This window comes from Marinimicrobium sp. C6131 (assembly GCF_026153455.1).
GTDB lineage: Bacteria > Pseudomonadota > Gammaproteobacteria > Pseudomonadales > Cellvibrionaceae > Marinimicrobium.
Genome location: NZ_CP110629.1, coordinates 2240310 through 2254777, shown reverse-complemented (window position 1 = coordinate 2254777; position 14468 = coordinate 2240310). Strand labels below are relative to the sequence as shown.

11 protein-coding genes are annotated in these 14468 nt (G+C 44.2%); 3 read left to right on the top strand and 8 right to left on the bottom strand.

The annotated features are described in order from the left end of the window. Positions 1-53: 53 nt before the first annotated feature. Both OOT55_RS09715 and OOT55_RS09710 read right to left on the bottom strand, forming a co-directional pair. The gene (locus tag OOT55_RS09715; protein WP_265365682.1) at positions 54-1160 is read right to left on the bottom strand and encodes a cellulose-binding protein; all 1107 of its coding nucleotides are present in this window, start codon (positions 1158-1160) and stop codon (positions 54-56) included. Between the two features lie 12 nt (positions 1161-1172). Beyond that, a complete protein-coding gene (locus OOT55_RS09710; RefSeq protein ID WP_265365681.1) occupies positions 1173-1739 on the bottom strand; it encodes a hypothetical protein in 567 nt (188 codons plus the stop codon). 514 nt (positions 1740-2253) lie between these two features. On the opposite strand from OOT55_RS09710, the gene OOT55_RS09705 reads away from it, so the two are divergent. After that, positions 2254-3279 (top strand): LysM peptidoglycan-binding domain-containing protein, encoded by a 1026-nt coding sequence (locus OOT55_RS09705; RefSeq protein WP_265365680.1) that lies wholly within the window; start codon positions 2254-2256, stop codon positions 3277-3279. 14 nt (positions 3280-3293) lie between these two features. Then, positions 3294-3692: a hypothetical protein gene (locus OOT55_RS09700; protein ID WP_265365679.1), complete on the top strand. Its 399-nt coding sequence runs from the start codon at positions 3294-3296 to the stop codon at positions 3690-3692. Positions 3693-3731: 39 nt separating this feature from the next. On the opposite strand, the gene OOT55_RS09695 is transcribed toward OOT55_RS09700, so the two are convergent. Together OOT55_RS09695 and OOT55_RS09690 are read right to left on the bottom strand one after the other, a co-directional pair. Continuing rightward, on the bottom strand, positions 3732-5435 hold the full coding sequence (locus tag OOT55_RS09695; protein ID WP_265365678.1) for an ATP-dependent helicase: 1704 nt from the start codon (positions 5433-5435) through the stop codon (positions 3732-3734). Further along, on the bottom strand, positions 5432-7357 hold the full coding sequence (locus OOT55_RS09690) for an ATP-dependent nuclease (protein ID WP_265365677.1): 1926 nt from the start codon (positions 7355-7357) through the stop codon (positions 5432-5434). Before OOT55_RS09690 ends, OOT55_RS09695 begins: the two co-directional genes overlap by 4 nt. 127 nt (positions 7358-7484) lie before the next feature. Between OOT55_RS09690 and OOT55_RS09685 the strand changes: the two genes are divergently transcribed. Then, positions 7485-8111, top strand: a complete 627-nt coding sequence (locus tag OOT55_RS09685) for a tyrosine-type recombinase/integrase (RefSeq protein ID WP_265365676.1) — start codon at positions 7485-7487, stop codon at positions 8109-8111. Positions 8112-8840: 729 nt separating this feature from the next. Here OOT55_RS09685 and drt3b read toward each other — a convergent pair. The 4 genes from drt3b to OOT55_RS09665 are packed head-to-tail and all read right to left on the bottom strand — an operon-like array spanning position 8841 to position 14435. Next, complete coding sequence (drt3b, locus tag OOT55_RS09680) at positions 8841-10967, bottom strand: antiviral reverse transcriptase Drt3b (protein ID WP_265365675.1); 2127 nt, start codon at positions 10965-10967, stop codon at positions 8841-8843. Further along, positions 10957-12312 (bottom strand): antiviral reverse transcriptase Drt3a, encoded by a 1356-nt coding sequence (drt3a, locus tag OOT55_RS09675; RefSeq protein WP_265365674.1) that lies wholly within the window; start codon positions 12310-12312, stop codon positions 10957-10959. The genes drt3b and drt3a overlap by 11 nt, the downstream gene beginning before the upstream one ends. Beyond that, complete coding sequence (locus tag OOT55_RS09670) at positions 12305-12754, bottom strand: hypothetical protein (RefSeq protein WP_265365673.1); 450 nt, start codon at positions 12752-12754, stop codon at positions 12305-12307. The genes drt3a and OOT55_RS09670 overlap by 8 nt, the downstream gene beginning before the upstream one ends. Next, positions 12699-14435 carry a hypothetical protein gene (locus OOT55_RS09665; RefSeq protein WP_265365672.1) on the bottom strand — a complete coding sequence of 579 codons (1737 nt, stop codon included), beginning with the start codon at positions 14433-14435 and terminating at the stop codon, positions 12699-12701. The genes OOT55_RS09670 and OOT55_RS09665 overlap by 56 nt, the downstream gene beginning before the upstream one ends. Between the last annotated feature and the right edge of the window lie 33 nt (positions 14436-14468).

Sequence of the window (14468 nt, the reverse complement as noted above, 5' to 3'; positions counted from 1 at the left end):
CACTGTGGGTGGTGTTGTAAGTTTGTGATAACCCGCACAGCTTGGAAACTTGCCTATATCGCACTCCCAGGAAAGAAAATGTTTCTTGTCTGTTTTTCATGGACCAATGCGGCCATTACCTTTGCAAACTCTTTTGGTCTCCGCTCCAGCAGGGATAGCCGGTCCACATACTCTCTGAGGAGGGGTTCGACCAGGAAATACACCATATTGGCACCGTTCAGCTCAAAACGGAGCAATCGCCACACGCGGGGACTGGCTTGATTGAGTCGGCGACTGGCTTTCCCTGCTTTGTCCAGAACGCCTTGCGTCTGCAAAAGAGTCAGTAGTGTTCCGCCCAAGCCGCCCTTTAGCCCCCGCATGTGAGCACGAAGCTTGGCAACGTCACGTTTAGTGGCATTGATGCCTGGCCCTTGCGTTAATAGCTTTTTACAAATGCTCGAAGCAAGCACCGCTCCCATAGCTGAGGCCAGCTTCTTTCCGATTTGCTTCCCTACAAAACGCTTGGAGGGGTTCTTGAGAAGATTAATGGCTTCACTCAGGTCGCTCTGCTCGACATCTTTGATAATGCCCAAAGATACCGCTTTCATCAGAGAGACGGAGTTGATGGAGTCTGGCAGGAGTAAAGCGCCATCTTGATAAGCACTGCGCAGCACCCATTCGGGAATAACAGCCGTATATTCGTTAACGATAGTGAGCACTGCTTGAGATAGAGGGTTATCCAGGGTGTCGATTTCAAAAGTGACCAACTTCTCAAAGCAGGTCGTGGCGAACTGGTAGGCGGACAGGTTTTCGTCCCCTACACTCTGGAATGCGTCGTCACCGTTCAGCATAAGCCCTTCACCGGTTCGCTCTACGCCGCCAGCGATATTCTGTGCTTTCCCGACCGTTTGGTGACGAATGCCGTCTATCACGCCTGCGAGTGTTGGAGAAAAACCGCCAATAGGCTGCAAGGCCTCATGGAAAGAGGATGGCTTGGTCAGGTTTCGGTAGGTGGGGCCATGACAGCCGAAGTTACACTTATCCCAGGCAGCTTCAGCAGCCTTTCCTCGAACAAAAAAATTGATGTTGGAGGTGGGTAAGTCGGAGCGGCCCTTTAAATAACGCTTTACGCCAAGTTCGCTGATTAGGTTTCCATCGTACATACTATCCGTGTTGGCCATATATCCTCCTGATTATTGAATACGAATGCTTTTAAGGAAGCGTTCCTTGTGTTCTTGGGATTGGTCGATGTCTTCATCGCTTAAACTGAAAACGACAAACACGTCATGAGGTTTGCTCTGAATCTTGGCAACCGTTAACTCATACTGAGTTTTTCCAAGGAATTGATCTTCCCAGGTGGCTGTTTCAGCGGGAATTCCACCGATGGAAACCGAGTTCCTGGTAAAATTATCGATAAAATCTCCTTCTGGTACTTGAAAGCCGCTGAGAAACCGGTTGGTGACGTAGTCCAAGTCTAAACTTCTACCCTCGGAAATCAGTAGGGTAGCGGTGGAGAACTCTGAAATATCCAGGCCAATGCCTCGGTCTGTATAGATGGACGGAGTGTCGTCATAGGAAAATGACCAGGTTTCAGGGTAGGAAAAGCTGACGCCGTTTTCTTCATACTTTTGGTAGCTGTCAGGAATGGAGGTGCTGCTATCCTTGCCCCCCTGGCTGTCGGTACACGCGACCATTAGCGTCAGAAAAACTAGTAATGCGGCGTATAGCGCTCGGTTAGCTGTGTCCATGTCTGATGCCAAAACTCTATTCCCTGGTTAGAAAAGTCAATCGCGGTGAGCGGTATGGTAAAACTGTTGTAATCTCTTTTGCAATACTCAGATTAAACCTATTCTATCAAGGCCTTTTACTTCAAGGCGTTTGTCAGGACCAAAGGCGGCGAGATGGACATGGGCCCATTGGGGCCCTACGAATTCATCTGTCACAACGGAGTGATTGGCGCCGTTATTCCCAAATCGAAGTGCATGCTCGCACCAATGTGGCAGTAGCCAATTTCGCGTATTAGCTCTTTAGTCCGGCATCATTGCCAGGGAGAGGCTATTGATGCCAGAACGATCAGAAGAGTGGTGTTTTATTTCCGCTGGAATAACTTCGCGACAACTATAAATTACAAAGGCAAAGCGTGAACTTTGTCACGGTTTTGAGCCCGTTCCGTATAAGTTAAAATTTTCCTTCAATATTGCTTGCCCGTGGCCTAGGCATTTGCTAGTTTTACTTGGATTCAACGTCGTAGGGATAGCTTGACAAGGAGACTCCATGAACCATTCCGCTACTGCCACCGACACCGTCGTCCACCGTATACGTCCTGGCGATACATTGAGCGCGATCATCAAGCGTTACTATGGTTCGGTGAACCCCCAAAGACAGCAAGAGCTGATCCAGCAAATTGTCGCCACCAACCGTTCGGCTAAAAATGCGAGTACCATTTACGCTGGCCAACTTTTGAAATTAGAGGTTCCTCAGCAGTACTGCGCTTCCCCCAAGGGCTTTCCGCACCATTTCAGCACCTCAGACGATTGGTTTATCACGCTTAACGATCATTGGACCAGCGCCTCACCGGCTGAAAGGGAGGTGACATCGTTGCTGACACCACTAATCATGGGAGGTAGTAGCGCTAAGCTGGCAGCGTTGGACCGCACTTTCAAACAGAATGCGCCGCTGCTGCGGGAGATGGTTGAGAACTACGAAAGCTACAAAAGTGGCGATTTAACCAAAGGCCAATATGACTACCGCCGTCGGAAGTTAGTTGGCCAACTCAGCCAAAAGCTCGGCCCTACTCAATGGTTACTGGATGGAACGTCCGATCTGTCTGAAGTATTGCGGATTAGTCGATCAACGGATCCGGTTGCCCCGTTAAAGCAGCAGGCCAAGAAGTTGGTGAGCTCTGCCAAACTGGCTTCAGCTGGCGGTATAGCGCTGACGGCCGTGTCACTCCATCTGGCTTGCCGAGAGATTTCTGAGACAAACACCAAGAACAAGAAAAACGATATTTTTGTCGAAACAATGGGGGCAACATTTGGAGGGCTCGTTGCGGCAGCCGGAGCGACCGCTGCAATCGTCTTTCTTGCTACGCCTCCAGGGTGGGTGGCGTCTTTGGTTGTCGCGACCGGCGTTGCCGCTACAAGCTTTGCTGCGGGAAAAGCGTTGAAATACGTTTACACTACCAGCGGCAGGCCCGTAAACCTCGTGGGATCGCTTGGGGTTGACTCTTTGTGTTCAAAGCCTAAGCCTGCGAAGCGTCCTCGGACCGTTGCTCCCGGTCTCTCTCACGTACTGACATAGATAAGCTGTAGTCAATGCAAATTTCATCTGAACTAATCAGTACCATCGGGCTGTATGCCGTGCTTCTGACCTTTCCAGCGATCCCGGTGGCGATAATTATTGGGATAGTGCTTCATAACACGCTGATAAAACGACTTGATCCGGTTCTGTTTAAGCGGCCCTACTTCCGAGAGAAAGAGTTGCATTTGTACGTTACCTGGCCATTTTCCTTTCTAAAAACGGCGGGGTACATCATGCTGATAACCTGCCCCAAAGCGGCCAAATGGAAGCGTTTCAAAGGTTTTGATAAATCTGTGCCCGTAGGAAAGCCACTTGTAGTGCTCAGCTACATAGAAGTGGCGCTTCTTACCACCATGATATTGGCATTGTTTTTGTTGATGGTTTCCGCCTTAGTGTTGTGGTTAATTGGCTGAGGATAGTTCCAAATGTCCGCTTTCGGCCAGAAGCGGACTTTAGTGATTAACATTGTCTTGATCACTTAACTCACCATCAGCGCGATTTACATGAGGAAGAGCATAGTTAAAATATTCTTGCTGGGGAGTTCGGCGTACTTCCCAACGACCACCATAATTTTGTGGCCTTTCTCTTTCAATAGCATATGTTAGCACTAGACGTCGTTTAGCTCTCGATACACCAACGAAGAAAGCACACCGATTAGCATCTTGATCCCCAAAGAATATTTCGTTCTCAACGGCCATGATTATCGTTGAGTCGAACTCCAATCCTTTGCTCTTATGGATAGTTAGAATACGCACTGACTGGTCATCAGAGAAACGAGTCAAGGCTTGGCGCAAGTCGGGGGCAAGTTCAAGCAGCTCTTCAATACGCGCTTTGGTATCTCTTACAACTTCACCTAACCTTGCATGTGACTCATAGTCAGGAGAGAGAGCCACAAGAGTCTCCATTCCTATATGATTCAGAAAACTACACACAGAATCCCACCATCCCGAAAACGACTCACCCAAAAACTCGGTCATGACGACGATTTTCCGCTGTTCCTTAAAGAAGCGTTGGAAATTTTGCCTGGCGCTAGACTGCGCCTCATCATCGGCGAAGGGAATCAATTGATCCATCAACCGAATCCATGCTTTAGGCTCTCGCTGGCCATAGAGGCAGGACAAATAATCAACAACGAGCCTTGCGGCGGGCTCAACAGTAATGTCCTGCATCTCCTGCTCATTCCGGTAAGGTATTCCCCTAATATCCAATGCCGCCATCAGGTGGTTGGCGTAAAGATCTAGTTGCTTGGAGACTAATACGGCGATTTCGGATAATGGAACCTGTTCATTTCTTATCCACTCGGCAATCAAATCGGCCAAGTACTCAGCTTCTGCGTGGGCATTCTCGAATTGCCACGCGAAGACCTCTCCTTCCTTACCAGCAAGCTGGTGATCTGGCATTACGGAAGCCGGATCGAGCACACGAATAATGTCGTTCTGCATACGAAGCAGGCGTGGTTTTGAACGAAAGTTTCGGTACATGTTTAGTGGCACCGCTGAAAAGTCCCTGGCGAACGTTTGGAAAATGCCGTCCAATGCCCCTGCCCATCCCATGATTTTCTGCTTAGTATCACCGACAGCGGTAAGACGAGTTCTCGTACCTTGGAAGGCTACCCTCACGAGTTCATACTGCCGATCCGTGCAGTCCTGGAACTCATCCAAGAAAACATCACTGTAAGTTTGGCGTATGGCATTTCTAGCGACAGTAGAGGCTTTGAGAATTTGAATTGCGAGGGGTACGAGATCATGAAATGTAATTTGCCTTCTGGTGACTTTTCTCTCGCCAATCGAATAATCTAGATCAAGAGCATCGTTACCAGTTAGCACTACTCTGAAACGATCAATAATACGCTTTGCAAACGCATGAAATGTGTAGCTATCAAATCGGGAGGCCAGTTCTTTACCACAGCGTCGCTGGATTCGGTCCTTTAAATTTCTGCTGGCGTCAACTTTAAATGAGATGGCGAGTATTCTCTTCGGATAACGGCAGGTTCCGGTTCGGAGGAGGAAGTCAGCTCTTTGTGCGAGCATTTCTGTCTTGCCCGCGCCCGGCCCCGCCGTCAGAGCAAGACAGCGTGATTGTTCCTTCGCGGCCCGCAGTGCATTAGGTTCAAGCGTTAGCCCATCCGAAGGCAGCCATGAATCTATTGCAATCACTCGGGAAGCTCCGCAAGCTTGGCGATCACCGCATCTGCGATTCGTCCAAACTCTTCTGGCATGTTCGCAAGCAGTTCCTCGTCACTAAGCTGAGCTAGAGCATCTATATGCGCGGCGGGCTTACTACCCAGCTTAAAAAGCTTGTGATACGTAGAGAAGAGGTTTAACTCGTCTCCGCTGTATTGGGATGAGTTATGATGACTCTTGCCCAAGACGGCCTTAATCGTTGAGTCATCCGGAACTTCCTGCTGAACACCGTAAGCACCTTGGAAAGCAAGGAGCATTGAGAAATCTAAATCCATTGGATATGAGAAAAATACGCCTCGCATTTCCAGCTCTGAAAATACACTCTTCGTGGTGTTTTCAAAGAAATGATGCGTGCGAACAGGTACGTTGTCATCATTCCAATCTGATAAAAGGAAAGTATTTGGGAGGGCTTTTCCAGGTTCATATAAGCCAAGTTGGTTATTTACATACTTTATTCTACCCCAACCCGCTTGGTATCTACTCACATCTAAATCGAGAAGGGTCAAATATGGGATTTGGAGTTCTGATAGAAGGCGCCAGAAATGATTGACATGTCTACCTCCAAGCGGTGCAATCGTGACCGCTGATTCATCAACTGGTGCACCCTTTGCCCGAAAAAGGCGAGGTAGTACAATTTCTTCACTATCCCCTTCACCCAACACAACCAAACGTGAGAAGTAAATCTCAGGGAATGCCTGGACAGCCTCGCGTACAAATTTGTGCGCTTCATCGGCTTTAGCGGGTAACTGGATGTTTGTAATTCTAGATTGCCGGGCTTCGGTAAGTCGAAGATATCGAATTTGTTCCGGATCTACACGTCGCAACATTGACGGAGCATGCGTAGCAATTAGGGCCTGGGCGTCCTCATTGCTCGTCATAGAGCTCAGAGCACTGACAATCCGCCCCAAATAGTGAGGGGATAGGCTGTTCTCTGGCTCTTCAAGGGCAATTAAAGTAAAGACTGGCGGACGCAATTTCATTTGGTCAAAAGAGCTGTCCTCACCAGTAAGAACAGAACGCCCAACAGCTTGAGATGAAAGAACCAATGACAGATAGAGCATCGACTTCTGGCCGTCACTGAGTCTAGAAAAATCGACAAGATTCTCATCATGTCCAGGCGAGAATGATATGGACAAATGCCGAAGCATTGCCTCGATCTCTGATGCCACAAAGGTAATCTTGGGATCTGAAAAGTAGTTTCCTTTATGAAGGGTACTCCATGTTTTTCTCAGGTGGGAACTAAAAGCATTGACCGATGGATTAGCAGCCAAACTTTCACTAATCTGGTCGGTGAACCCTTTCACCTTCTCTCGTTCATTTTCCCAGTTTACTGACCGTAGTAAACGGCCAAGAAGCGCGTTCGTTCCGTACGCGATGTGGTCAGTGGGATCTCTTCTAGCGGGCAGATAGTGGACTTGTATGTGATTTCGCTCAGGCCTAGGAACCGTTTGAGGATTTAGAGGGGAACCATCCGGGCCAGCTTCAAGCACATAAACAAAATTCTCGTCAATATCCCCAGCGAGGCCCATTGTGGCACTTAGGCGATATCGCACCCTAGGAGTTCCGTCAGGGTCATCAAGACGCATGTGACTGAAATGGGGAGCAACTGTCGAGTTGTCTTCTTCATCTTCCAACTCGGGAAATAGGAAATCTGCCTCGATCCATAGCCGCCTTTCTTCGGGGGCTTCCTGTTCATCGTGCGGGACATGGAAGTCTGAGCGCTGAATACGGCGCAATGATGGATCAAATGCAAAAAGTCGGCACAAAGCCTGGAGTGCAGCAGTCTTTCCTGAACCGTTGGGGCCAATTAGATACGTAATATCTTCAAGTGAAAGTTCTGTTGGTTCAGCACCGAAACATTGAAAATTTGAAATCCGAATCGACTGTAGTTTCATCCTTACCCCACCTGTTATCAACATCCGCTTTGGGTCGGCGACAGCTTAGCCGTCATTAAGAGACATCTTAGGGTTCCCGAACCATTACTATACTCTATATTTGACGCGTCATTATAGGAGAATAGCAATGAAAAATGTATATCGCTCGCTTTCAAGTATCGACCCTTGGAACAAGGGAAAGCTTGTTGGCCAAAAACTGCCCTTAAAATTGAGGGAAGTGTGGGCAATCCGTATACGATTGCAGATTGCCGACCGATTCCGCGACCTTGCCCTCTTCAATCTGGCAATTGACAGAAAGCTAAGGGCTTGCGACTTGGTTAGTCTCAAAGTACACGACGTTTCCCTCGGCAGTCAAATACTAAAGCGCGCGAAAATCGTACAACAAAAGACACACCAACCAGTGCAATTCGAAATTACACATCAAACGGGCAATAGCCTCAGTGATTGGATAAAGATCCGAGGCCTTACGCACGACAGCTGGCTTTTCCCCAGCCGAGCCAACGCTCAATGTCATATTTCTACGAGGCAATACAGTAGAATTGTGCATCAATGGATAGAATCGATAGGGCTCGATACAACACTCTACGGTACTCATTCCCTAAGACGCACTAAAGTTGTGATGATTTATCGCGAGACTGGTAACCTTAGGGCTATCCAGTTATTGCTTGGACACACAAAGTTAGAAAGCACGGTCCGATACCTGGGAATCGACGTTGACGACGCTCTGGACTTGGCCGAGAAAACCGAAGTGTAAAAATACTTGGGCCGTGTTGATCTGCCCCCTATTTCGACCAAAATCGGACGTTGAACTAGATTAAAAAGTGACTAATAATTGATCAGCCCGATTAGAAATCGATATATTTCTACCATTGCGAGCGTGTCACGCTCACAATACATAAGCAAGTAGCTACCGATCTTTTCGGCTTCATCAGGGGCTGTATTAATCATGCGTTGCCACGCTCCCATAGCCAGATAACCATCTGTCACGTGTAAATCATCATAATTTAGACTAGGGAAAAGCACTGGCAGAACTTTCTTAACGGAGGTGGATCCTTAAAATCTGGCATCGATATACGCTCTCTTGAAAACATCCTACAAATCCAGAATTCGCTCATTTCTATCGAGAAAAAAGGACTTTTTATCTGGATACATTGCAGACATTTTCATATCATTCACGCACAAATTTGTGCATGAAAGTTGAAAATTCCCCATAGGGATAGTGATCAGTATCTCTCTTTAAAAACTAAAGGGGCTTTGGACAACTAAGAAAGTGAATAAAATCTATCTTTGTGAGCATCACTACTTATCATGAAGAACATGACCACGGGCATAAAGTATGAACTGATGCTTAGAAAACTATCAAAAAAAGGTGGCTCGCCAAGACCACCTTTGTGCAACGGAACCGGTTTTGATTCAGTTTCGCCGCCGCGCATGTGTGTGTGGCTGCATACAGCCATTAAACTGTCTGACGAAGCGCGTATGCCTAATATACCTCCTGACTACGCTTCGCGTCCAGTTCTTTTCCAAAATCAAAGTCGTACCAATTAGTGAACCATCGCTGAGGCCTACTATCACTGTCGGTAAAATTTATGATATCGCCTACAAGCGGGGGGTCGGTGACTTCAAATATTTCAAGAGCTTCCCGCTTCCTATCATCGGGTACATACGGGCAAGAGATCATATCGAATAAAAGGAAAATCATTTCTGCATTTTCATGACAAGTTTCCGAACGCATTCGAATTCGGTCTAAAGCAGCATCAATAATTCGATCTCTCAAAGTATTATACCGAACCTTATTCTTCATATAGAAAAGCGACACTGATATAGAAAAATAGTTTAAGGATTTAATGGGCTCGCATTTACTTCCATTATCCATTGCTTTTATTCCGAGATAATTGCTGAGCACACTCTCCTCTAGCCAATAATCGCGACCAAGCTCTGAAAGCGCGATAAGCAAATATAGGGTCTCTACCTGGGTTTGTTCAGAGGTTTCATTCTTCTTAAGAACAAAGCAAACATTATCAAATATTTGCTTGTGCACAGATTGCACCTGTTCTTGCTCAATATGTCCTGTCTTAAGAAATAGAATAACGACACGGAGTATGCGACAAAGCCGTATGGTGGTATTTACGCGCGGCGATACTGAGTAGATAAAAAATAGAAACTCTATGACGCCCTTAATAGCATTAATTAGCTTCGTCTGCGATCTAAGCTCAGGGCTGACTTTAAGATATTTTGTAAATATTTTTTCGCACCGCCTCTCCACTATGGCAAGGCTGTAATTCAGCATATCTTTGTATTCTACGCCACATGTTTTGATGATTGTTTTAAAGCTTGTTATTAGAGCATTGGCATTTACATGGACCGAACCTTTGGTTTGGACTTCCCCGCTATCAGCCTCAACATCTTCCAAAGAAAATTTAATTCTGTCTTCAAGCAAGCGCGCTATTTTCTGCTTCGCCATTGTTATCTCGGTAATAATAGGTTTTTCATAGGTTATTGCCTTGGCCGTATTCAGGTATAGTTTGTATTTTTTAAGCGTGTGCTGAAGCTCCTCTACAATTTGTGTTGCATCACTTTCATCATTAACAAAGATAAAATAATCATCAACATATCTGAATACTTCATAGTCACGCCCATGTAAAAGGGCTTCATTCTTTGCGGCAAGCTTATGCGAGACATCTCTATCAATAGCCTGAAGTATTACTTCAGCGAAAATGCGCGAAAATTCAGGCCCAATAATAATGCCATGAGTTTCGCCATGATTCATATGATGCATTAATTTATCGAAGCGATCTGGAAATGTCCCCCCATTGAGGTCAAGGGACGCTTTTTGTGCATCCTTTCCAATTACTGCCCAGCCTATCGAATGGGAGTAAATGCTGTCGAAACACTTGGAAATATCAAGCTTGAGTAGCTTATTATATTTTTTTTCAGCACGGTGATATCGATAGGATTCATAAAACTTATATATATTACTGTAATCTTTATAGACAAAAAATGACTTCAGGCTTTCATATTCTTGATCAGACTGCTCAACAATCTCGGGGTCAGTTGAGAGCTTCTCGAAGTGAAGCTTATCTTGATGGTATCGAACTCTTGATATTCTAGATGGTGCTCGAATCGTAAATGAGCTAAGGGATGTATAGTAGAGAATGGTCTCTTTACATTGGTCGTAGAAATCGACTACCAAAAGTTGGCTCTTAGGATGCGGAACACATAGCTCTCTAAATTCTGTCTCTTTGTGCCTAACCTTGTAACAAAATGGTATCATAAACCGTTCTGGTTTTGGCTCTTTCTTCGAGTTAGATATTCCTTTGTCGTCAAGCTGGTATCGCACAAAATCTGTCAATTTTTCTCCGACATACCTCTGAACAGTCGTAATCCGGTTGGGGTTGTCCGGCATCGCGAACAATAGCATTACGATTTTATCTAGTGCCTTATCTACTTTCAGCCACACAATGGCGTTATCCTCGACAGCAATTCTATGACGCAATATAAACGAATAGAAGTGACGATTTGAAAACGAAACAGGTATCTCAAATGGCAATACATCTGATAACAAACAGCGCTCTTTTTTATAGGGGAAGCGTACTTGCTTAAGAGACATGACTCCATACCTCAACTATTTTCGACAGATCCTGAGCGGAAAATTTATGATATTCTCTGGTTTTAAAACCTTTCTCGAACGACTGTTCATACAGCCTGTTTTGCAATCTGGGATTCGTTAAACCAGCTATTTTTATCGCTAAATATTTATCTAAACTTTGTAGATCATCTATTTTTGTTAGCAATGAATTCGAAAAGAATATACCAGATACTACGTTCTTTTTATTATTAACTAGACGTGTATTGCTAGTTAGAAAACGGACCCGCTTTTCTAATAAGGCACGCGCTTTCATTTCAGTCTTTTTAGGCATATTCGCCTTCTTAGCATAAGCTGCAAAAGTCAAGTCAATACGCTTCTTATATCGGTCTATCTTTTTGTCAGTCATTCTCAACTCAAGGGAACCAGAACCAATCTTATATTTGTATCCAAGGTATTGAACAGAGGCGGTTGTACCTGGAACTGACTTAATAATCTGTGTTTTTTTCTTGTTTCTTGTTAATTCAAGTCTTTTAAATTCAGTGACTATCGATCGCTTAAAGGCCATTGTACCTGTATTAGGTGGCGGACAAAATATAACAATAATATCATCAACATAGCGGGCGTAATATAAGACGCCTGGATAGTCGCGAATAGTTCGATCAATATCACGCATATACAGTTCAGCGAGATAAGCGCTAATGCCAATTCCTCGAGGTAACCCGACATCACTTCCAGTTATCGCGCTGTATTCAAATAGGATTCGTCGTATAATCTTTTTTGAAGACAATGTAAGGAGCGGATCATCCCTTAATTTTTTTAGTAGATGTTTTCGAGGGATACTCTCATAGAAAGACGAAATATCGGTTCTGAGGATATATTTTGGAAACCTATCTCCCAATATTTCACGTAGCTGGCATACGATCTGATGTCGATTTTCCTGTTTAACCTTATAGAGGCGACGAATATTATTCTGCACCTGTTTTAACGCAAAATATGTTGCCGCGTTATGTTCGGCAACATATACTTTTTTTGGCAATCCAACATCTACTTCCTTGATACCGAAAGAGAATCCTTTCGAGTTTATTTGAGAACTAACCTTGTTCATCTCTTCATTTAAAAGATCTTCTTTCTTACCTTTTAGGTTTTCAATGTTGGCTATAGCCTCTTCTTTTTTTTCTACATACTCCTCTTCAGAGAGTGTTGATTTTTTCTTCTTTAGATTCCGTAGTTTATTTTTAGCCACTTGGATTTCTTTGCTTATTTCTTCAACGTCCGGGAAAAAATCTCCTTCGAGATAGTTGCCTTTTCGATTTTCAATATCAACGATCTTTAGAAAATTGGTGGCCGAGAAAGATTGATCAAGCATAATTTCTGTCTTCCCCCATATTCTCGCTATTATTATCGGAAATATTTCCACACAATCCAACAGAAGCATAAAGTAATATCAAGATGCTCTCCTCCGGCCTGACACTATCAATTTCGTTCTTATCGACCATCTCAAGCTCATTGAAAAAATTTCGATTGTATTCACACGTGTTTTTTCGATAAAGCACGTGTTTTGGCAGTTTTCTAAACAAACGTCCGCTTTGGGTCGTTTGCTGTCTTTGTGAAGACGCTAAATCAACTTCCGCTTTGAGGTGTTTGTTGCAACACATTAAAAGCAATGCATCTACGGACAGAAGCGGACATTCAAGATTCACCGTAACAATGTCAAAAAAAATTGCGAGGTCCTCGTTTAAAATAGTGGCCTGATTAATCAGGCCGTATAACCCTATCAAGCTCTTTTCTAAGCTCTTCGTAATTTCCATCACCTAGTAGTTTTGTCTTATTGTTCAATGTGATTACTTTAGCTTTGTTTTTAAAGTCACTAATAACAGGATCATCCAATGCACAAAGAAATACTTGTTGTTCAGTAGGGATTCGATTCATAATTAGCTCAATTATACTTTTATAGCTTATGTCGTTTTGTTCGTGCTGCCTTGGTGTATCAACAATGAAGGGAGAAAGGAGCTCTGATCCGAACGCTTTAATCATATCCATGACCGACGCATGGTATGCTAATATTGCTCTTGTACTTTCAGCTGCGCCACCATCTCTCAACAGCTTTTTATGATCTATTGGAGACTTGACGGCATTTAAACTGACCCCAGATGCAGATAGTTTGCTAATGTGCGACTCTAAACGTGACATGAAAAATTCGTTTCTGTCATCTTTATCAGTTTTGGTTAATAGCTTACGTTGCTCTTTCTTAAGGTCTCTTTGCTTATCGCTAGCTTTTTTAGATTCCAGTTGTTTTTCCTCCTTAGTGCGACTGACATTTTTTTTAACTGAATTAGATGCAAGACTGTCTACAATATTGGATAGGTTTCCTTTATTGCCATCCAAGTCATTAATGGAATACTTCTGATTTATGGTATTTATTTGATCCCTTATTTCACTCAATCGAATATTTAGATCCGAAATGTTTCTATCAATCGTCCTTATTTTCTTCCGTATGCTTTCTGACTGACTTTCAAGCTGCTTCTTGTCTGCCAAAATCTCAGCCTTGTCTATTATAGTATTATCATGGTGAGTACCGCAGAGAGGGCATTCCAGCTCATCGCCATCGATGTTTTCAACACTAAACTTGTAGTCCTCTTCTAGCTCCAGGGCCGCTTCAGCTAGCAATTCCATCTGACTTCCAAGGTGGTACCTTTCCGCCGTAGAATTTGACAAATCGCTTAAAATAATCTCTTGCTCAGAAGATAAGTTTTGCAATGTTCCTTTTACTTCATCTGTTATTCTTTCGAATTCTTCTTCATTGATGGTAAAGTTTGTCTTAGGTACATACTCATCAACAACAGCAAGCGCCGTATCAATTCTCTTGACCTCATTTTGCGCTACAGCTTCTTTCTTCTTGAAATCATAAATTTCTTCTTCCAAATCAAAGTGCTCAGGAGGGAGGTAGCCTGTGTGGAATTTGATGACTGTTCTTTTCCAGTCGGAATACTGGCCTAAACTATCAAATCCATTCCAAACTTCGCTCCAGCCTTTTTTTTGATCAATGTAGAAGGGTAAAAAATAATATGCTGGTGGAGGTGTTTCTAGCTCTGGATCTTCCTCTTTTGATGGGCGATTAGGTAGCAGAACACTAAATCCAACCAAGCTCGCAAAAGCTGAAGAATAATTTCCTGTTATCTTAGGAAATGTTTTAAATGGCTCTCCATTTACACTCAGCTTTATTGTATTTTGATAACGATAGATTATGCACTCATTCCCTCCAATATCACACTCAATGTACGACTTGCAATCTAGAGCCTTCCAGGAATCAGGAATGTCATGCGGTTGGCAACCCAGCCCCCAAAGTAGAGATTTTACAAGTGATGTTTTTCCCGCGCTATGATCCTTTCCTCCCGTTATCAGGTTGTATTTCTTGTGAAACACGAACTGATTGGCGGATCTTTGGGTATCTGACAGAAACACTGCGCGTTTGAATATTAAGTTCTTCATGCTTTCCTTTTCTCAAATTTCTTATCAATAATC